The organism is Neobacillus drentensis (assembly GCF_036965245.1).
In the GTDB taxonomy this organism is placed as follows: Bacteria; Bacillota; Bacilli; order Bacillales; family Cytobacillaceae; genus Neobacillus; species Neobacillus drentensis_G.
The window spans coordinates 23,313-43,449 of record NZ_JBALPG010000009.1 but is presented as its reverse complement, the minus strand read 5'-3'; the positions used below and the strand labels follow the sequence as shown (position 1 = coordinate 43,449).

General features: G+C 39.4%; 16 protein-coding genes, 2 pseudogenes and 3 other annotated features. Of the genes and pseudogenes, 5 read left to right on the top strand and 13 right to left on the bottom strand.

What is annotated here, in order from left to right; translation table 11 throughout:
* Positions 1-57: 57 nt before the first annotated feature.
* The 3 genes from V7150_RS02440 to V7150_RS02430 all read left to right on the top strand — a co-directional run bounded on the left by V7150_RS02440 (position 58) and on the right by V7150_RS02430 (position 1,976).
* A complete protein-coding gene (locus V7150_RS02440; protein WP_335513284.1) occupies positions 58-669 on the top strand; it encodes a TetR/AcrR family transcriptional regulator in 612 nt (203 codons plus the stop codon).
* A gap of 142 nt (positions 670-811) precedes the next feature.
* On the top strand, positions 812-1,483 hold the full coding sequence (locus V7150_RS02435) for a lysoplasmalogenase (RefSeq protein WP_335513282.1): 672 nt from the start codon (positions 812-814) through the stop codon (positions 1,481-1,483).
* Between the two features lie 13 nt (positions 1,484-1,496).
* Positions 1,497-1,976, top strand: coding sequence for a glutathione peroxidase (locus V7150_RS02430; RefSeq protein ID WP_335513280.1), 480 nt, complete (start codon positions 1,497-1,499; stop codon positions 1,974-1,976).
* Between the two features lie 151 nt (positions 1,977-2,127).
* On the opposite strand, the gene V7150_RS02425 is transcribed toward V7150_RS02430, so the two are convergent.
* The 5 genes and pseudogenes from V7150_RS02425 to V7150_RS02405 all read right to left on the bottom strand — a co-directional run.
* The gene (locus V7150_RS02425; RefSeq protein WP_335513278.1) at positions 2,128-2,445 is read right to left on the bottom strand and encodes a 4a-hydroxytetrahydrobiopterin dehydratase; all 318 of its coding nucleotides are present in this window, start codon (positions 2,443-2,445) and stop codon (positions 2,128-2,130) included.
* Complete coding sequence (locus V7150_RS02420; protein ID WP_335513276.1) at positions 2,439-4,199, bottom strand: aromatic amino acid hydroxylase; 1,761 nt, start codon at positions 4,197-4,199, stop codon at positions 2,439-2,441. Before V7150_RS02420 ends, V7150_RS02425 begins: the two co-directional genes overlap by 7 nt.
* Positions 4,200-4,318: 119 nt before the next feature.
* Positions 4,319-4,551: a binding site (T-box leader), on the bottom strand.
* Between the two features lie 47 nt (positions 4,552-4,598).
* Positions 4,599-4,830: a binding site (T-box leader), on the bottom strand.
* Positions 4,831-4,952: 122 nt separating this feature from the next.
* Entirely contained in the window at positions 4,953-5,810 is an 858-nt protein-coding gene (locus V7150_RS02415; RefSeq protein ID WP_335513346.1) for an RNA polymerase sigma-70 factor, read from the bottom strand.
* Positions 5,811-5,851: 41 nt separating this feature from the next.
* Complete coding sequence (locus V7150_RS02410) at positions 5,852-7,024, bottom strand: NAD(P)/FAD-dependent oxidoreductase (RefSeq protein WP_335513274.1); 1,173 nt, start codon at positions 7,022-7,024, stop codon at positions 5,852-5,854.
* A gap of 250 nt (positions 7,025-7,274) precedes the next feature.
* Positions 7,275-7,418, bottom strand: a pseudogene (locus V7150_RS02405) (helix-turn-helix domain-containing protein); the annotation flags it as partial.
* A 2-nt stretch (positions 7,419-7,420) separates the two neighbouring features.
* Between V7150_RS02405 and V7150_RS26545 the strand changes: the two are divergent.
* Positions 7,421-7,611, top strand: a pseudogene (locus V7150_RS26545) (AraC family transcriptional regulator); the annotation flags it as partial.
* 284 nt (positions 7,612-7,895) lie between these two features.
* Here the strand turns inward: V7150_RS26545 and V7150_RS02400 are convergent.
* From V7150_RS02400 to V7150_RS02375, 6 genes are all read right to left on the bottom strand, one after another.
* Positions 7,896-8,270 (bottom strand): protease inhibitor I9 family protein, encoded by a 375-nt coding sequence (locus tag V7150_RS02400; protein ID WP_335513272.1) that lies wholly within the window; start codon positions 8,268-8,270, stop codon positions 7,896-7,898.
* A gap of 378 nt (positions 8,271-8,648) precedes the next feature.
* Positions 8,649-9,479 (bottom strand): energy-coupling factor transporter transmembrane component T family protein, encoded by an 831-nt coding sequence (locus V7150_RS02395; RefSeq protein ID WP_335513270.1) that lies wholly within the window; start codon positions 9,477-9,479, stop codon positions 8,649-8,651.
* On the bottom strand, positions 9,470-11,182 hold the full coding sequence (locus V7150_RS02390; RefSeq protein WP_335513268.1) for an ABC transporter ATP-binding protein: 1,713 nt from the start codon (positions 11,180-11,182) through the stop codon (positions 9,470-9,472). The genes V7150_RS02395 and V7150_RS02390 overlap by 10 nt, the downstream gene beginning before the upstream one ends.
* A gap of 78 nt (positions 11,183-11,260) precedes the next feature.
* Positions 11,261-11,818, bottom strand: a complete 558-nt coding sequence (locus V7150_RS02385) for an ECF-type riboflavin transporter substrate-binding protein (RefSeq protein WP_335513266.1) — start codon at positions 11,816-11,818, stop codon at positions 11,261-11,263.
* A 35-nt stretch (positions 11,819-11,853) separates the two neighbouring features.
* Complete coding sequence (locus V7150_RS02380; protein ID WP_335513264.1) at positions 11,854-12,711, bottom strand: SAM hydrolase/SAM-dependent halogenase family protein; 858 nt, start codon at positions 12,709-12,711, stop codon at positions 11,854-11,856.
* A 153-nt stretch (positions 12,712-12,864) separates the two neighbouring features.
* Positions 12,865-13,140, bottom strand: a binding site (T-box leader).
* 584 nt (positions 13,141-13,724) lie between these two features.
* Complete coding sequence (locus tag V7150_RS02375) at positions 13,725-14,312, bottom strand: NAD(P)H-dependent oxidoreductase (protein WP_335513262.1); 588 nt, start codon at positions 14,310-14,312, stop codon at positions 13,725-13,727.
* Between the two features lie 119 nt (positions 14,313-14,431).
* On the opposite strand from V7150_RS02375, the gene V7150_RS02370 reads away from it, so the two are divergent.
* On the top strand, positions 14,432-14,860 hold the full coding sequence (locus tag V7150_RS02370; protein WP_335513259.1) for a MarR family winged helix-turn-helix transcriptional regulator: 429 nt from the start codon (positions 14,432-14,434) through the stop codon (positions 14,858-14,860).
* 124 nt (positions 14,861-14,984) lie between these two features.
* Here the strand turns inward: V7150_RS02370 and V7150_RS02365 are convergent, their stop codons facing one another.
* A complete protein-coding gene (locus tag V7150_RS02365; protein WP_335513257.1) occupies positions 14,985-19,361 on the bottom strand; it encodes an endo-alpha-N-acetylgalactosaminidase family protein in 4,377 nt (1,458 codons plus the stop codon).
* A gap of 590 nt (positions 19,362-19,951) precedes the next feature.
* Entirely contained in the window at positions 19,952-20,107 is a 156-nt protein-coding gene (locus tag V7150_RS02360) for a hypothetical protein (protein WP_335513255.1), read from the bottom strand.
* Positions 20,108-20,137: the final 30 nt, after the last annotated feature.

Here is a 20,137-nt window from a genome sequence, read left to right as displayed (position 1 = left end):
CTACAGCTTTTATTTTGATAACAATCCATATATTCTAGAGGTATTGGAGGAATAGGTATGAAAAAAACAGAGGATAAACGACATTTACGCTCAATCATAACACGGCAAAAATTATTAGAAGCTGCAAAGGAGGTTTTTCTTCAAGAAGGCTTCCAAAAAGCAACAATCTCGCAAATGATAAAAAAAGCGAACATCGGTTACGGAACTGCCTATGTCCATTTTGAAGGAAAGGAAGATCTCTTAATCGTATTGATGGAGGATGTAATGGAACGTTTTTATGAAATTGCCGAGATCTCCTTCCTGCCAAAATCAAAACAAGAAGCAGAGGAAATCATTCACAAGCAGGCGAAAGCTTTTTTATTAATGGCAGAAGCTGAACGGGATATGATGCAAGTCTTTGAACAGGCAATCGGTTTTTCTGCCTTAATTTCAGATAAATGGAAAGCGATTCGGGAGAAATTTATTCAGCGGATCTCAATGGACATTGCCTATGCCCAACAAAGTGGACTGGCGAGAGTAGAATTAAACCATGTTCTCGTCGCACGAGGCTGGTTTTTTACAAATGAAATGTACCTATGGGAAATTGTCCGAGACGAACATCATGCTTCTGTTGAAGAGATTGCAAAAACTATCACTGCAGTCTATGTCACCGGGCTGTATATTCTGTAAGAAAGCAAGGGGAGCACAAGAACCGTCCACTTGCTTCGAAAAAATAAAGGTAAAAAGTTAAAAGATAGTTTATACTTGGATAAATGGTGCATTTATCCAAAAATTCACACTCTTTATAAATCTATAGGAGGAACTGATTCTGATGAAAATTCCTTGGCTTCCTGTGCTAATTTTGTTAACGGGCTTATTGTACATTTTCATTATCCCTGATAATCCGTACGCTGTTAAGATTTTCTTCAAGCTGATCCCAATGCTGTTAATTATTCGTTATGCATACTTGCAATTTTCCGCCAAAAAAACAATTACCCATTGGCTAATCCTCATTGGTTTGTTTTTCTGTATGCTCGGCGATGGCCTAATTGGTGAGTTTGTTGTTGGTCTAAGTGCCTTTCTCATTGGTCATCTCTTTTATCTGGCAGGTTTCTTGAGTAGATGGCACTTTTCAAAGGTCCGGTTTGCGATGATATTACCAATTTCTTTGTATGCATTTATGATTGGCAGGGAGATTATCGCTGCCTTACTTCGAGACGGTAACAATGTCCTGATCGTTCCGGTTTTGATCTATATGCTCGCCATATCTTTAATGGCCTGGTCCGCTATCATGACGGGGAACAAATGGGCTATAATCGGCAGCATTTTATTTGTTTTGTCGGATTCGATATTATCCTGGAATATGTTTGTTTCCGATATCGCATTCTCAGATCAGCTTATCATGACAACCTATTACACTGCTCAATTTCTGATTGCACACAGCCTTCGATCGTTTGCAATCGATACCAGCCAGACGATTGTTAAAACGAGTAGTCATTTATAAAGGAGTGATTAAAATGAAAACCGTGTATGACTTTCAGGTAAAAATGCCTAATGGCGAGAAGAAATCATTACATGAATATGAGGGCAGGCCGTTAATTATTGTCAATACTGCCAGCAAATGCGGGTTTACTCCCCAATTTAAAGGACTGCAGAACTTATATGATACATACAAGGATCAAGGGTTAGAAATACTAGGTTTTCCATGTTCCCAGTTCAACAACCAGGAATTTGAACAAATTGAAAAAACAACGGAGTTTTGCCAGATTAACTACGGGGTAACCTTCCCCATCTTTGCAAAAATTGACGTAAATGGTCCGTTCACCGATCCTTTATTCAAATATTTAAAGGAACAAAAGACAGGACTTTTATCCCCTCGAATCAAATGGAATTTTACAAAATTTCTTGTCAACCGGAACGGTCAGGTAATTGGGCGCTATGCACCCACGACAGATCCAAGCAGAATGGAAGATGATTTAATAAAATTATTGTCTTAATCGTATATGAACAGATAAAAACCACATCCTAAAAAAATGTGGTTTTTATCCGTTCAATCATTATTTTTCGTAAATTAAAGCAGTAAAACGATTTGTTAAAAAACAAGAATTTAGTTCGTCTGTACATAAAATCATTTTTCCGATATACTAATCACCCTGTGGGTGAATTAGTATGTTTTATATGTTCATACGTTTTTTCGAATTCGACTGCTAAATCAATATCCAAAGCTGTTACTCCTTTTGCAGCCCAGGTGCTGAGCGAAACATTAACAGCTTTATATTGGATGCTGATAAATGGATGGTGTTGGTTTGCTTCAGCAATTTGGCCGATTGCTGAAACAAACTGGATACCTTGCAGATATTCTTTAAAAATATATTTTCTTACGATCCACTTATCGTCCTTTACCTTCCAGTTTTGAAGTTTTGCACACTCCAATTGTATTTCTAAAGGGGTTAATGCTGTTAACATTCTTGACCTTCCTTTTGAAGCGGAAGTAAAGCTAATCCATTATTGATTAGGCGTTGAAGCTCTTTTATTTTGCTGAGGTTGAGCAATTCTTGATGCACTTGTTCTGTTTCCATCGTTTGCACACCATGTCCACAGAACAACTCCAGAATTTCTAAGCGCAACAGCCATTCCTTTGGATAAGAGCTTCTCAAATTTTGAAGAACGGTTTGAACAGTAACCATACTATTTTCATCCAGTGACTCTTTTTCACGAACTTCTCTAATTGTTTGGTAGAGATTTTCTAATTCTGTTAACCGTCTTGGTTCTATTAATTCTTTATTAGGTATTTCTTCTATACCGAAGAATGCTTCTGCATCTGTAGCTCCAGGAAAAGCAGAAGTAACGGCTGATCCTACCGCCATGTCGAACACGCCCCATGTCTCTTCAAATAACACTTGATCTCCTAATGTGACTTTACTGTTTTCGAAGGAAATGAGATTTATTTTGTTCTTGTTTTGGACTATATTTGTAACAATTCCCGCTACTTGAATACCGCTCTTGAATGTCAAAGTCGATTTTCGTCCTTTTTCAATTCCTAAAGCCAGAAGTTGTTCCTTGTTACATTCTTCAAGAGAAATGTCCCCTTCTAATAAACCAATTGGCGTTCCAAAACCATCACAATGAATTGCTTTCGAATGTCCAGGAAGCTCCTTATCATTAATAGCTAAGGCTGTTGGTCCTGCTGTTTTCACATAAATGGCCTCGCCATCTGAATCTTTAAGCGTTTTTTCGATCGTTCCTGTAATTTGTATGCCCGAGTTCAATACAAATGTCGACGTACTGCCTGATTGGAGCGCCTTATCTAAGCTCTCGGTTCCACCTTTTCGAAAGGCCATTGATTGGGAAAACTCTTCGATAGCCTCTATCAATTGATCAAAGCTCTCGCAAACAAATAATTGCGGCTGCATGGTCGTTACATCGTAGCTTGTCTGAATACAAGACTCTACAGAAAAAGGAAGTTTTACTACTTCTTTAGACAAACAATGCTTGCTTTCCCCTACAGAAGATAACAGACCTGCACCGTATATTTGAGGGTTCTCCAGCGTACCTATTAGGCCGTACTCCACTGTCCACCAGAAAATTCGCGAGATTTGTTCTGCTTCTGACATACCTTTTACAGCTTTTTGCTTTTCACTTAGCAAAAGTTTTGCCTCTTCAATTTGTTGAGGCGTGGAATTGCGGGCCTCCATTACAATCGAAAGATGTCTTACTGCTTCAAATACTTCATGTTCTGCTTTTGTTGCAAATGCCTTTGCGCCAATTTCTCCAAATCGTTTTACATATGAAGCATATTGAGAATCAAAAATGATCGGTGCATGCCCTGCGGCTTCGTGGATTATATCCGGTGCTGGTGTATATTCAATGTTTTCAACTTTTCGAATATCCACGGCAATTGGCAAAATACCATGAGCTTGAAAATCAAAAAAAGCAACACCTGGAATTAATCCATCTACAATTGCAGCTCCCCAGCCAATTTTTGCAAGACGCTCGTTCATGTCTGATACATTTGGAATTGCCTCTATGTCAATCCCCGATGCCCGGAGACCTTCTACATAGGCCGGATGAGCAGTATCCTTTAGGACATGATGATTTTGTCTCATAACATATCGCCATACCGCATGATCGATTGGTGTGTACTCTTCGTAGTGCTGCTCTGAGACAAATTGTCTCAAATGAACTGGAATCTGTTTTGTAGGTTTTGATAATTGGTTCATATTAGATTCAATCCTTTCTATTTTTTAATGTAGTTGTGAATTCTCTTATTAAGGTAATCGAATTCTACATTTCATCCTTGCTCTCCTCCTTTTCATAAAAAAAACCTACTGGAAAAACCAGTAGGGACGAATAGACTTCGCGGTACCACCCTAGTTGCGAGCATACGCTCACCACTTCATTCTAATAACGACTTTGTTGCCGTCTTCCCCTTCATAAAGAACTGCTGCCTTTACTACGAAAAAGAAACTCCGGGACTGTAATTCATGCTTACGTTTGTACTGATTCACACCGACCATCAGCTCTCTGTAGACAAAACGCTAAGCACTAATGTATTCCCTTCCATGCTTGTATCCTATGAAATTTTTAAAAACTAAATAAAAAGTCCCTACTGGAAAACCAGTAGGGACGAATAGACTTCGCGGTACCACCCTAGTTGCGAGCATACGCTCACCACTTCATTCTGATAACGGCTTTGTTGCCGTCTTCCCCTTCATAAAGACTGCTGTCTTTACTACGAAAAAGAAACTCCGGGAGTGTAATTCATGCTTACGTTTGTACTGATTCGCACCAACCATCAGCTCTCTGTAGACAAAATGCTAAGCACTACTATATTCCGTTCAACGTTCTACAATATATAACATTTTTTTAGTATAACGAATTATAAAGGGAGATTAAATAAATTGTCAAGGATTAAATATTAATAGATATATAATCCTACATAGGCTTTTGAATTTTATAATTCCCTTTGACACCTAAATATGTTGTAATTTATCCGGGTTCCGTACAAAGTAAAGGCTTCCGATTTCATCGTTCTCCACATGTATAAGCAATACGGTCTCCATCACCCCATCCGTCCGAACCACCAACCCCGTTTGGCCGTTTAGAGGTGTCAGCTCGATTTGAACGCTTTCTCCGAGATTGGATACCTGATTGAACAGCCCAAGCAGGAATCTAGCCACACGTTCAGGTGTTTGGATTGGATGAGTTGCAGTAGACTTTTTACCACCGCCGTCCGCAATCAGAACAACTTCTTCAGCAAGCAAAGCCAATACCGAATTAATGTTATTTTGTTCGAGGGCCGTAATAAACCGCTGTACCCATTCCTCTCCCGCCAATTCGCTACTAATTGACTCCTCTTCGGAAATCCCCATTTTCCCTCTGGCACGGCTCATCAGCTTACGGCAATTTGCCTCGGTTTTGTCGACAATTTCGGAAATGGCAGGGTAGTCAAAACAAAGCGCTTCGCGAAGGACGAATATCGTTCGCTCTACTGGAGATAATCGCTCAAGCAGGACGAGCATAGCATACGACAACAAATCACTACGGACGACCGATTCAAACGTATCGTCATCTGGCGTCGGTATCGGTTCAGGAAGCCACGGGCCGAAATACTGTTCCCGCCGCCAACGAGCCGATTTAAGCAGATCGTAACAGTAGTTGGTCATCATTTTGCACAAATATGCTTTCGGCTCTTGGAGATGGTCATGATTCAACTGGTAAAACTTCACAAATACATCTTGAACCGCATCTTCTGCATCGGCAACCGAACCGGTCAACTGATATGCAAGCGTAAATAACAGTTTTTTATATTCCTCGTAAAGTTCTGTCATTTCCATCATTCAATTCTCTCCTGTACTTTCCTTTTTACCCTCTATTTTACTAGACTTGCAGAATCCCAAGTGAATTTTCGTATTTTCCAACCAATTTTTCCTGTGAACAGGAAATCTAGTCCCCATTGATGAATCCATACCATTCCTCGTTCTGGCCCCAAGCTGATACAGAAAAGATCCATAAACGCCTGGTGGGAAGGGGCAGGGCGATTGTTTATATCTGCTGCGATAACTTTTGCCAGCCGTACTGCTTGAGGAATGGCTTCCTTACATGTCATTCTGTCCGATCGCCCGCTTACCGGATCGGCAATATGTGCACAATCCCCTATACTGTAGACTCCCGGAACCCCTTCGACTCGATAACTGGCATCCACAATGACCTGGCCATCGGACGTGAGTGGCAATCCAAAGCTACGGAGTACCGGATTTGGCAATAGACCAAGTGTCCAGACACATAAACCGACAGGTAGCGTCTTGCCTCCAGTCATTCTTAGCAGACCATCCTTCTCCTGAACTGCTTTACACTGATGAAGAACGGTTACTCCATTCTCTTTAAGTGCTCGTTCTAGTTTTCTCCCCACCTTAGCAGGGCCTTCTGGAAAAAGTCTATCCCTTCCATTAATGAGGAAAATCCGGATCTCTGTAGGATCAATTCCTAGAGCACCAGCCTCCTTCCTTATAATGGAGGCTAGCTCTGCGGAAGTTTCAATGCCGCTGATACCCGCGCCCGCCACCGCGACGGTCAGCAGTTGTTGGCGTTCAACTTTGTCTGTCTCCTTAGTAGCCTTTAGCAAATTCGCCTTCCATTGCTGTCGAATGCTTGTCGCAGCATTCAAGTCTGATAAGGCGATTCCGCCTTGATCGTGGGCTGGCTTTCGTATAACACTACCGACTGCAACGACTAGAATATCGTAGTTTATATCATGTATATTCCCTTTTTGGTCTTCATATTGCAGTCGTTTTTCCTCACTTTTAATCCCCGTAACCATACCTTGAAGGAAACAGATATCGTCAGAAAATAGTTCTGACCAAGGAATAGTGATACTTTCACCTTTAGCAGCCGGCTTAAATAGCAGCACCTTTCTGAGGTGATAAGGCTGTTTATCAATCAGAATAATACGCAATGGTGTCCCATTCATGGTTTTTTTAATGGCTTTTATGGCATTAATTCCAGCGTATCCGCCGCCGATTATTATGCATGTTCGTTCTTTCATACAAATCCACTCCTCCTAGTTGGTTTGCACATATAACGAAATATAAGCTCATTTTGTGACATGAAAATAAAAAATTTTATTATCTTATAGGCTTGGTGGCAGGGGAGCTGGGCTTATAGAAATCTAAGCTTATTGGTGGTAGGGACAAACACAAAAATCCCTCCTACGTGATCGGGTTCCTCTTATTCTATTGGGTTCGGGTGCGCCTACCCTACTTATGCACTCCTATTAATATTCATACCTTCTTCCATCATGTCGATGTTTGATCAGATGAATGGTCATTTCTAAACTGCCTTGGGGTTAAACCTGTGTATTTTTTAAAGATTTTTATGAAATAACTTTGATCGGTGAAATTTAGCCACGTGCTGATGTCTGAAATCGAATAATTGGTTAAAACTCATAACCGCTTGTCAACATTATATTTATAACTATCTTTATGGAGACATAACACTTGATAACCTTGCAGAAATGTGTCGTTTAAGTCCCAATTACTTATCATCCCTTTTAAAAAAGAGGTTGGTATACCTATAAGTGAATATATTCAACGGCAACGAGTAGATGAAGCAAAAAAGCTGATTTCTTTTTCATCTGCTCCCTACTTTCTATTTATTAATAAAACTAGTTAAAAAAGACTCCTTTCCTAAAATTGTAATATTAAGAACATTATATTATTTTGCTTTCATATAGCAATTGGGGTTTTTTGATAGGCATTCATACCTATATTTTTTAAAAATTACCAAACTTGTAAATTGGGGTAATTTATCTCCATTTATAAAACAATCGAAAAGGGCACCATTATTTTGGTACCCTTTTTGATTGTTTTATATTATTGAAAAAAAGAAAGCGGACGATTAAGCCCGCTATTAGTACGTTATTTAGGTTTTGGTGGTGGAATTAGCTTGATTTCCTTATTGGCATAAATAGTAGCAATTTCATTAGATTGTAATAATCTTTTAATTTCCTTCCCTGGAAGTTTCATCGACACCCCGTTAAACGCCATTTTATAGGTATGCTTTATCGAATAAGGAATTTGGTTTTGGCCTAAATATCGTTCTATATCCTTCTTAAAGCGTGAATGACTTTCTTCTACGTCCTGTTTTGCTTGTTCCAATGTTAATGGTACTCCACTCATTTCTGCAATGGCGACTGCAACCTTTGCTGGCTGCGTTTTAAAGTGAATGATGATTTCAACCATCTTTTCACTATTCATATCAACTTCTGGGTCAATGTGTATAGCTGAAGTCATTACTTCTTTCCCCCTGTTTTCTCCCCGTTCCCTTATGTAATCATGATTGTCATATCTAGCTAGACATAAAAGACAAGTAAGCAATAAAATTGGATACCACCTTACCATTACTATATCATCCTTCCTTCGATAGAATACTTCAAGGATTCCCTTTTTAACCTATCCTTATCAAATTCTCTAGAAGGGTAAAAATATATAGTCGACAAAATTATAATTTTTTTATTCACAATCTGCTATTGGGGTATTTTTGTAGGCCTTTTTTACTGAATGTTTAAAATTGGGTTAGCCTAATCATTCAAAATATAAAGTAAACATGAAAATCCGCTGCAAAGAACTTTGCAGCGGATTAATACATATCTATGTAATTAAGTGAAAAGATCAAAGAAACGGATTATAGAAACGATTTCCATCATAAAAGGTTGCATAGAGTGAGACCAATAGAATAAAAGCAAATAAGATTAGGGTGAATACATCGATTTTTTGAAATGGGCGTGCCCGGTACCAAGAACGCTTTTTGTTTTTTCCAAACCCGCGGAGCTCCATGGCATTGCTAATGATTTCAATTTTATCGAGACTTGATAAGATGAGTGGGATGATGATCGATGCAGCATTCTTTATCCGCTTCGGCAGCTTTTCTTTGCGCGACATATCAATCCCACGGGCTTGCTGGGAAAGCGAAATATTACGAAAATCTCGTTGAATGTCGGGAATATAGCGTAATGCAAGTGCAACAGCATAAGAAATTCGGTAGCTGACACCGATGCGGTTTAATGATGCGGCAAATTCACTTGGATTGGTTGTCACGATAAATAGAATCGCCGCCGGAATGACGGTGAAATATTTAAGCGTAACATTCAATTGATAAAACAGCTGCTCTAGCGTGATCGAATAGCGCCCTCCGATTTCAAACAGCACATGGCTTGTCCCATAGATTTTTACCCCTTCTTGCGGCGAAAACACATAGATTGCAAGATTATTAATCATCAGAAAGAGTAATATAAATAGGAGGACAAAGGCCACTTCCTCAAGTTTCACCTTAGAAACGATAAAGACACAGATACTAAATAAGAAGAGGAAGACCAAAACTCGCGTATCATAGGTGAGCATCGCAATCGATGACCAGATCATAAAGCAAATCAGCTTGGTTACACCTGTCAGCCGATGGACCGGCGATTGCCGCTCAATGTATGAAAGCATTTCTACTGCCATTTCTGTCTCACCTCGCGATCATAAGCGATAAACCGCTCGACAAACTGCTTTGGCTCGCTAATTCCTGCCTGGTGTGCCAATTCAAATAAGGAGGTTTCCTTTAAGTTTGCCTTTTCAATAATAGTAGAATCCGCCAGTACATTGACAGCAGAGTCATCGGCTATTTTTCTTCCGCCGGCAATCACAATCGCCCGCGGCGTATATTCAAGCATGAGATGCATATCATGGGTAATCATGATGATTGTTACGCCTTGACTGTTGAGTTTCACCAAAAATTCCATGATCTCGGTATAATGGCGGAAATCCTGACCTGCGGTTGGCTCGTCAAGTATGATTACCTCTGGCTCCAATACTAAGATAGAGGCGATGGTTACTCGCTTTTTCTGGCCAAAGCTTAACGCCGAAATCGGCCAGTTACGGAATGGATACAATCCGCAAATTTTCAATGTCTTTATTACGCGCTCTTTTATTTCGGCTTCCGGTACACCGCGGATGACAAGACCAAGCGCCACTTCATCATAGATCATCTGCTTCGAAATCATCTGATTCGGGTTTTGCATCACCATGCCAATCCTTGATGCCCTCTCTTTAATCGTATCTTCGGTAATATCCTGCCCGCGATAATATATTCTTCCCGAGCTAGGCTTTTCAAAGCCGCAAATTAATTTGGACAGCGTCGACTTTCCGGCACCATTTTTTCCAACAATACTGACCATTTCACCTTTTTCGATCGAAAAAGAAACACCGTGAATCGTTCTTTTTCCCGGTGTGTAGCCAAAATTGATTTCCTTTAATTCCAAAACAGATTCTGTTTTCTCTCTAGGCTGCGGGCTATCCACTTTTGTAAACCAGTCTACTAACTGACCTTTGCAGCTTTCGACTTGAAAGGTATCGAGATGAGCGGGCTTCATTTCTGGCGTAATATCACAGGCTGCATATTTCGCTGCTTTCACATATAAGGGCTCGCGGATGGAACATTGCTCCAAGACGGGGGAAGCTAATAGTTCATCTGGAGTCATGTCACTGATAATCCTGCCATCATCAACGACAATGATGCGGTCAACAGGACAATGCAAGACATCCTCTAAGCGGTGCTCGATAATCACGACCGTTTTATTTGTTTCTTGTTGGATCCTGTCAATGAGTTCAATTGCATATTTTCCTGTTGCCGGATCAAGATTGGCAAGCGGTTCATCAAATAATAGAATCTCGACATCATCGACCATTACACCAGCAAGTGAGACCCTTTGCTTTTGCCCTCCGGAAAGATGGTGCAGCGAGGAGTCCAAATAATCCTCCATTTCCACCATTTTCGATACCTCGGCCACCTTATCAAACATTTGTGTTTGTGGTGTACAATCATTTTCGAGCGCAAAAGCGATATCCTCAGCAACCGTAAGCCCAATAAATTGACCATCAGGATCTTGGAGAACTGTACCGACTTTTTTAGATAAGGAAAAAATGTCTAAATCCTTAGCATCCTGGCCGCAGATTTTCAAACTTCCTGATACTTCCCCTTTATAAGAAAAGGGAACAAGGCCATTGAGACAATGGCCAAGTGTGCTTTTTCCAGATCCAGAGGGACCAACAATGAGAATCTTTTCCCCTTCATAGATCGTTAAGTCTATCTCATGTAATGTTGGTGCCGTCTGACTGCGGTATTGAAAGCTATAGTTTTCAAATTGTATAACCGGTTTTTTCATAAAATTTCTCCTAGTGAATCAATGCTCTTCTGTTTAATAACTTACTCTTCTCTTTGCAAAACAGACTGTATCTACTACTTAAACATCCTTTGTCAGACTGCCGCTTTGACTGCGGCTTTTTGCATAAATACTAAGCAAAAGCGTACCAAGGACAGCAACAGTTACCATGTTTAGCCCTCCGGCAACCACGCCTTGTAAATAAACTTTATTTGCCGGTTCGGCATAAATGAGAACATCCAAGGTTGGAGCAATCGCGAACCAGCCGATTGCTTGGACGACGATTTGAACCACGTTAAACAAAATGATTTTTTTCGTATTAAAAATGCCTGATTCAATATTGATTTTCTTCGCTGCAAGGCCAATTAAGAAACCGACGATTCCAGAAACGATCACCCAGCTCCACCACGGAGTTCCGTAGAAGATGGCATCCTTTAAGGCATGGCCGATTAACCCAATCAACCCTCCGGCAACCGGTCCGAAAACAATCGCCATTAACGCTAAAAAGCCGTACGATGTGTCAAAATTCGTATTTGGTACTCCTGTTGGAATAACGGCGAATCTGCCTAATATTACAAATACGGCTGCGCCAATCCCAATAGCCACGATCGTTTTTACTGATAACTGATTTCCTTTCATTTCCTCAACCCCCAAAAAAGTTCTTTTTCATAAAGTTAATTGTAAACAATTTTCGGCACTTTGCGAATAGATATTTTCCATGATGCACCTGTTTCAATATGATATGCCTTGGCAAAAGAACCTTGGTTAATCGCAACGCCAATTTTATCAAGCGAATTCACATAAAGCAATGGCTCGCCTAAATGGATATCAGCAAATGTCCGGCCATACGTCATAATGTTTTTATAGACTTGGCGGGTATTATTATCAATCGTCACTTCAAAGGAATCACCATATTCCACTGATAAATTTTTGAAGAGTACACGATCAATATTTGTCCATAAATTACCAAAGCGAATATCAAGTATGTCAATATGGCCTGTGAGCACATGATTGGTAATACTCGGCTCCTCCTTGGGAAGTTCGATGATGGAATCAACCGGCACTTCTGGACCCACCTGTTCAAACGTAATTAAATTGGAAGCGAGTCTTGCCCCGGTATATGCATAGACATCACGACCGTGGAACGTGTAGGATTCACCGGAGCTCGGCAAGCGATTGGCGGTCTCATCAATAATTCTTACTTCTTTAATACCAATACAATTTTTAATATGGGTAAGCGTACCATTGTCCGGAGTAATAATATACTGATCCAAAGCCGTTTTCGCGACAACACTTCTCCGCTCAGAACCGACACCTGGGTCAACAACCGAAACAAACACCGTTCCTTCGGGCCAATAGGAAACCGTCTGATATAATCGGTAGGAGCCTTCCCAAATATGATACTGGGGAATGTCATGGGTTAAATCAAATACACGGATAGCTGGATTCACGGAAATGGCCACACCATACATGGCGCTTACGGCACCGTCACTTGTACCAAAATCAGTTTGTAACACGAGATGATTATTCATTATATTTTCCTCCTTCGTTTTTTATTCTAGGTATGAAGCAGGGGGACAGTTCTCCTGCTTATAATGTACGAGATACAAAAGAACCGTCTCCTCGCTTCACTTCTCTTATTTACGGAATTAAAAAAACCACGCCCCTATCTATTCAAGAAAATAGATAAGGACGTGGTTGATCTCCACGTGGTACCACCTTAATTTACTGTTTGCTCACACAAAACAGCCTCTGCAAGTACGAGAGCGTAATGCTGCTCTTTATACTGTGGTATGGATAACGAGTACCAAATCTCGTCGGAACCTACTCCAATCTAGTTAGATTGTTTCAGCACGAAGCTCTGAGGCCATTGTTCGGATTAGTATTTTTGCTTCTTTTCAGCTGCCGAAGCTCTCTGTGTAAAATAACGTAATCGTACTTTCCCTCTTCAACGCTATAAAACATATATTGTTTGAAAATTTATTAAAATTATAGTTCGTATTATCGAAATAGTCAAGCAATAAAATATCAGAAATTTTTTTAATATGGAAAACACAAAACAGCTGGTTGATTATGGCGAGCGTTTAAACAAAACCAGCTCTAACAATAGTAAAAATGTCTCCAAGAAGGCTGATTGAAAACAAAACTAACTCTATTTATAGGAAAAATGTCTTCAATAAGGCTGATTGAAGACAAAACTAGCTCTATTTATAGGAAAACTGTCTTCAATAAGGTCGATTGAAGACAAAACTGGCTAGATTTATTGGAAAAATGTCTTCAATAAGGCCAATTAAAGACAAAACTGGCTCTATTTAAAGGTAAAATTCTCCAATAAGGTCGATTGGAGACAAAACTAGGTCTTAATACTGAAAAGCTGTCTCTATTCCAGCCCAATTTTCATTTATAACAAAGTTAACGATATTGACTAAAATCAACCCTCAAATGTAACATAGCCATTTTTTAAATAAGGCCCCCATCGGGTTATATTGTGAAACAATTCTATGAAACTAGATTATTCGGCCATAGGACCGTAAGTTCGGAACGTTTAACGATCTATCTTTTTAAAATAACGATAAATCTTTTCTAGTTTTTTGGTTTGTTTCCCCTTTGGACTTTCCATATTTCCAAATTCAAAAAACTTTACTTGTTTGATTCCGACAAAACTGAATAAGGCTTTTTTCATCAATATTTTATGTGAATTATTTAACCAGAGAAGTGGATAGTTTGCAGGTCCCTTCATAGTGGACACACATACAACTGATTTTCCTTTCAATAGTCCCTCTGTCAGTAGTCCTTTTTTATCCTTGTAGGCAAAATTTGCAGCAAATAATTGATCAATGTATCCCAGCAACATGGCTGGAGGTCTTCCCCACCAAATGGGGTAGACAAAAACAATCTTGTCAGCCCAAGAAATTTGCTGTCGATATTTTTCAAGGTGAGGATCAAGATACATATCACGTCTTCGTTTATGCTCATTAAACACAAGCAGTGGATTAAAGCCCTCCTCATACAGATCTAGCACCTGTATTTCCTTTATATTCGGATTTTCATGACTTCCTCTGATGACCTTCTGTAAAAATGAGTAACATAAACTTTGATGATTAGGATGTGTGTAAATTACAAGAATTTTCATGACGCACCCCTTTTACTTATCATTTGATAACTAAATCATAGCAGTCACCATTTTTGTTGTCAAATGATAATTGTATTATGATAACAAATTTGTTATCTTCACAATAAGAGGTGAGAGAGATGGACAAAAAAGCGCTTTTTTTAAAATTAGTGTCTTTTACGACTTCGGTTCATCGTGTGACACACGAATTAACCCAAAACGCAAAATCTGATTCCATAACACCCGTTCAATATAACATTCTTGAGTATATAACCGTTAGCCAGCCCGTTACCCTTAGTGAAATTAGTGATTGTCAGCATATGTCGATGCCAAATACAAGTCGTGAGTTGAAAAAATTAAGTGAAAAAAATTTAATAGAAAAAATAAGTGATCCCGAAGATCGACGAAAACAGTATATTCGTCTTTCTAAAGATGGAGAAACCATGATGAACGAAGCCTTTGCCCATGTAGAATCACGTTTCCTACATCGTATACAAAATGCTTCAAAAGAAGATTTAGAGGAGATTAACAGCGCCCTAGATATTCTTCAGACAAAACTATTTTTTTAAATCTATCCATTTTTTCATGGTAAAAAATTCGTAAAAATTAGTCGGGGCTTTGCACCGTTAAAAAAAGAGAGAAGTGTTTCCACTTCTCTCTAGTACTCTATTAGTCATTTCCACTCGACAAACTTCAGTTGGTGATCTGTTCAATCCGAAGGTTATCTAAAATAAATGTTCCTGCCCCAGTATCTCCATTCAAACTAGTTCCATCACCGAAAATTCCAATATACGTTTGGCCATTCTCGGAACCAGTGACTGTAAACTCAGCAGTTTTGGTATCGGTAGATGCAGTAAGTGTATTGTTTATACTCAGACCCTTGGCAGCGGCAATATCGTGAATATCAATTTCTTGATCCCCTGAGATAAAGCGATAGGAATTGGCAGTAGTTTGATAGTCAAAGGATACTTTATAGGTTACGCCTGGTTCAAAGTGGAAGTGCTGCGGAATGGTACGATACACTAAGCCTTTGTTTCCAGTATTTACTTTAACGGACCAATTTCCTTTGATAACATCATCTACTAATTTTTTACCTGCCCATCCTTTTTGTGTATACGGAGCATGTAATTCAGACAAATGAATTCTATTGTCTTCTACACCTTCCGTATTCCCAATAACAAATGGGTAAATTCCTTGCACGACCGATTCAAAATCTTGTTCAAATACCTTTGGTGATACTTCATTTTTCAAAGATTTTTGCACTACCCGAATGTCATCAAATTTAGTAATTCCTTCACCTGCCTCACGGCTGAGAACTAATTCAGCTTTATTAGATGCAGCTGTAAAGCTTACTTGCATTCTTTGCATTTTGCTATTGTATCCATCATTCGAAGCATGTGAGTCTGCTTTTACAAAGTTCTTTTGCAGGCTGCGCAGCGTGTAATTGCTAGCATCTTTTACTCCGCCAATCACTTTAATTCCGGCTTTTACATCACTATTGTTTTCTACATAGACCTCTGCCACATAATCTTTGCCAGGTTCAAGACCAGTAATGGTACGGGATACGGATGTATTTTTTGACGGACTGTCGATATTCAAGTAATAGTCGCCGCTGCTTACATTACGGTCATTTCCAGTTTGATTCATTCGGTTGACACTTACAGCATCCTTATCTCCAGCAACTTTTGTATGGTTATCTTTAACTGTTCCCGAATTAAATCCTGTGTCATAGACATGAGCATCCTTGCTCCAGTCATCGACTTGTAAACCCTTCTCTTTCTTTGGTACAACAATATATGGAGTTGCTGCCTCAGCCATCAAGGTTACCTGATTGTTGACAACCTTGATTTTCTGCACATCTGTTCTGCCTTGATCGGTCAATTTATAAACATAAACTTTAGAAGCACCTGCATATTCATCTGGAAGTGTCCAAGTAGTTGTTCCGCCTTCCAAATTCCAGTGGTACAGTTTTTCAGAATCCGGAGTTGGATTTTTAAAGTCTTGCTCCACCCAAGGAATTAAATAAGCATGTTCATCAAGGACGACATTTCCATTAAGTGTAATCACACGTTCTCTGGAATTGTCCTTCCTAGTGACAACAACAACATCACCATTACTTGGGTCCGCCAATTTAATTTCCTTTTCTAAGTTTGTTTTACTTCTGTCACCTTCAACAATTGTCCAATCGGTGACATAATACTTTTGTAAAAATTTCGTTGGTAGATTTGTATCGAATGTCATCCGGATAAATTGGTCAAAGTTCTTATCAGATTGCCATCCCTCGAAACCAGCTAATTCAAATCCGCCAAGCAACGGATGATCAGCCGTTCCGCCTGATTCAGGCCAATTTAACACCCAAGAATCTTTTTGGTGATTACTAATAAAGCGAAGGACTTCAGAGTTGATTCCTTTACTGGATGGTCCACCGTAGTTCTTATCCGTAGCCCAGTGCTGCCATGTAGAATAATTGGCAACTGACGTACCAAACTCCGTTGATACCCTCCAGCCTCGATCAATAAATTGCTCTGAAATTCGATCAGATTCCCATTGATCTTGATACCAAACGTCTAAGTAAACGAAGTCAAGACCTGGTGCAGCTGCTTTTAATTCGTCAAGCCTTTTCGCACGTGTTCCTGAGTACAAATCCTTTAATTTATTGATAGTATAAGATTGGTCTAACCAGCCCCAGCCTCTTGAATTAGGACCGTCAATAAAATCTTCATTGAAAGCTTTGGCTTCAGGATACGTTTCTTGAGCATTGATATGGACACCAAATTCAGAATTGTACTTATGCCCTTCACGAATTAGTGTTTTTAAATCGTCAGCTCCTCCGATCCGTTCACCGACATTGCCATAATCCGGGTGCGCACTGTCATGCCCTTCATTTCCATATCCTTTTAACAGTACAGACTGACCCAATCCATCTGTAGCGAGAGCCACCTTTTTAACATTATCCAATGTTTTTAAGAATGGCTGTTGTGCTTGTGAGCCAAAATTCATGGCAATCCGTTGGCCTACCAGATTGTTTACATCGTTAAAGCCTGGAATGTCCTGCATGATCTCACGGTAAGCAACCGCACCATCCTGCCAGTCAATTTCATTATCATGATTCAAATCATCCGCAATTGCAATTTTTACAGTAGGTTTAGTTGATTGCGGCTTCGGCATAAATTCTCTTTGATAATAAAGCAAACTTGAACCGATACCGATGGCTTTCGTGCCATCTTTACTTTGATAACGATTTGCCACAAGGTTACGATAGCCATTGACTTCTGAGCTGGACCATACACCTGCACTCAATTTGTCCGTTGACAGGAAAGCAGTATAGTATCTTTCTGAAGTTCCAACGCCTCCCAAAGTTGAATCGACAGTGACATCAACATCCCCAGGTTTGGTCACATCACTGCTAAGATTCGTTAATTTGGCTTTAGCATTGGTTTGAGCTGAATTGACTGAGATAAAGTTCAGATCGGCCAGTTCAACCGTTTCAATTTTTGCACTACCGGCATTGGTAATTTCTTCAAAGGTATAGATCACTTTATTTTTTTGGACTTTTAAAGAAACTTTAAATACAGCATCAAGGTTTTCAAATTCATCTTTTACCTTTAAGGTATATAGTGCTTTACTTTTGCTTAGCTTTTCAAAGCTTACTTCAGGATAATAAAGAGTGCCGTTCACTTTTAATCCGTAAACAGGAGTCTTTTGTCCATCCATTACCTTATCGCCAACCCGGTATTCGATGACACGCGGGAATACTTGGTCAATAATAACATCCATATAGTCTGAGCTTAATTGATCCTCTACTGGCGGCGTATTTGGTGCTTTAGGCGGAACATATTCTTTGATTTTGATGTTTGAAATCGTAATGTTGGCAGCACCACGGCTCTTTTCAAATCCAAGTAACCCTGCTTGATCGACACCGCCTGACAATGTAAAGGTATTCACCTTTTTATCATTAATGTATAAAGTAGCTAAATCATCCGAAATTTTTATACGTAAATGATAGGTTTTATTTGCTTCTAATGGCACGTCTGAGGTCATCGCCGTCCAACTGTTAGCAGGACCAAAAATTTCTCCAAAATATTGATTGTTCTGATCGCCTGTTCCTACATAGGTATATGCAGATGGATTCTGAACACGATAGATGAGGCCAAAACGGTTCATGGCGCTAGTTCCCGGCGTAATATCAGCTTCAAAAATACCATTCTTAATTGGTTTCATTTTATTGTAGACAATTCGATTTTTTTGGGTAGATGTAACATGGAAAGTAGCTGAACCATCTTCATTATAGGTAACGTTTCCGTCACCTGAGATAACTTTAAAGTCTCCTTCTTCTAGTTGGTTATCCGTAATGTCGACAAGTTCTTGATCTCCAGGCTCTGTTCCTCCATTACCTGGATCGGTGCCTCCACCGCCAGGTGCAACTCCTAATTCAAGGAGTACTTGGCTGTTTTTACCTCCAAAAGCACCAAGTTTAACTGCTTCCTTACCTAAAAGAAGGTTATTTACATCATTTGATAAAGTAACCGATCCAAATAAATCTTTTCCATCTAATGTAACCTTCAAAGCGGTTCCGTTATAATCTATTTTAATGGAATGTTCGGTCCCTGCTTCTGGGAGAGGAACGCTTGGTCTAGTTTGTAACCAGGTTCCGCTGCCTTGATATTTGTATTCATAGAACCACCCTATGGAGTCATAGCCTACAAATACAAAGTTGTTATGATCAATATAATGAGGATAGAAACCAAATCTGGTATCTTCCGCTTTCAATTCTGGAATAAAGGTATATTCCATCGTTCCTGTTATGTGAGCTGCTGCACCTTTTTCTTGAAAAATAGCAGCTTTAGCTCCATTGTCATTTCCCGCTCCTGCTCCAAGCCTTACATATGCCTTCCCATTCTGGTTGACAATTTCATTCACTTCATTTCCTCCAGATGAAATAGTAGCCCAGGGATTCGTCACTACTGCTTCTGCACGTAACGGCGGAATAAAACCCGTCAAAAACGTTGGCAAAAATAATATAAAGGCAATCAGGGCATTGGTAACCCTTTTGTAATACTTACTACGCAAATCCTCTCCTCCTTTAAATATACTATTTTGATAGAAGGCGATACCGGTAAGCTGTTAAAAAATATTGCAAAAATAACAGCAAATACCGCCGCCTACTGTAATCAAGATTACTTTTGTTAAAGCGCTTACACAATAAAGATATTGTCCAAATTTTTAGTAATATTGTTTTTTTAGTGAATTGCGTCGAGTTAGGTATCCAAGCAGTTATTAGGTGTAAGAAAAACTATATTACGGGAAGAAAAAAGCGTACATCGTTTCGGACAATCATCTAACCAGGAATTTCCTAGCTTCAAAACCGAACGAAAAATGGTTAACCGACATTACCTACTTAATTTTCAATGGCAAAAACGCTTTACTTTTTCCGTACAGCTGAAGAAGTATAAAACAATATAGAAAATTCTATAATCACAAACGGTTCCAGAAAAAATAAAACAACCTGAGTCCTATTGAATTTAGAAGACTCAGGCTGCTTAATTCGCTTTTTTTACTGTCTACTTGCCAGTGGGTCACATCATTAAATTATTCTCTTTCTTTTATTAGCAAGATATAGCTGTTTCTTTTAAAATAGTTTTTGCTTTTTTAATTAACGCTTATATCTCCGTGGCATTAACCTTATCGCCTGATTGTGCTTTTTTTTGTAAACCATTAATGGCTTTCTGCAATTTCTGCAGTGTCTTGTCTACCTCAGTTTGTGTAGCATTTGTAGTGGCAGCAACTGCTTTTTCAGCACCAAGCTTTATCGCCACAGCTTTTGCAATTACAGCTTCTAAGGTTTT

Coding starts and splice junctions, on each gene's coding strand:
- V7150_RS02435 (WP_335513282.1), top strand. CDS start 812: ATGAAAATTCCTTGGCTTCCTGTGCTAATTTTGTTAACGGGCTTATTG.
- V7150_RS02440 (WP_335513284.1), top strand. CDS start 58: ATGAAAAAAACAGAGGATAAACGACATTTACGCTCAATCATAACACGG.
- V7150_RS02400 (WP_335513272.1), bottom strand. CDS start 8,270: ATGACTTCAGCTATACACATTGACCCAGAAGTTGATATGAATAGTGAA.
- V7150_RS02430 (WP_335513280.1), top strand. CDS start 1,497: ATGAAAACCGTGTATGACTTTCAGGTAAAAATGCCTAATGGCGAGAAG.
- V7150_RS02420 (WP_335513276.1), bottom strand. CDS start 4,199: ATGAACCAATTATCAAAACCTACAAAACAGATTCCAGTTCATTTGAGA.
- V7150_RS02425 (WP_335513278.1), bottom strand. CDS start 2,445: ATGTTAACAGCATTAACCCCTTTAGAAATACAATTGGAGTGTGCAAAA.
- V7150_RS02415 (WP_335513346.1), bottom strand. CDS start 5,810: ATGACAGAACTTTACGAGGAATATAAAAAACTGTTATTTACGCTTGCA.
- V7150_RS02385 (WP_335513266.1), bottom strand. CDS start 11,818: ATGAAAGGAAATCAGTTATCAGTAAAAACGATCGTGGCTATTGGGATT.
- V7150_RS02410 (WP_335513274.1), bottom strand. CDS start 7,024: ATGAAAGAACGAACATGCATAATAATCGGCGGCGGATACGCTGGAATT.
- V7150_RS02390 (WP_335513268.1), bottom strand. CDS start 11,182: ATGAAAAAACCGGTTATACAATTTGAAAACTATAGCTTTCAATACCGC.
- V7150_RS02375 (WP_335513262.1), bottom strand. CDS start 14,312: ATGAAAATTCTTGTAATTTACACACATCCTAATCATCAAAGTTTATGT.
- V7150_RS02380 (WP_335513264.1), bottom strand. CDS start 12,711: ATGAATAATCATCTCGTGTTACAAACTGATTTTGGTACAAGTGACGGT.
- V7150_RS02370 (WP_335513259.1), top strand. CDS start 14,432: ATGGACAAAAAAGCGCTTTTTTTAAAATTAGTGTCTTTTACGACTTCG.
- V7150_RS02395 (WP_335513270.1), bottom strand. CDS start 9,479: ATGGCAGTAGAAATGCTTTCATACATTGAGCGGCAATCGCCGGTCCAT.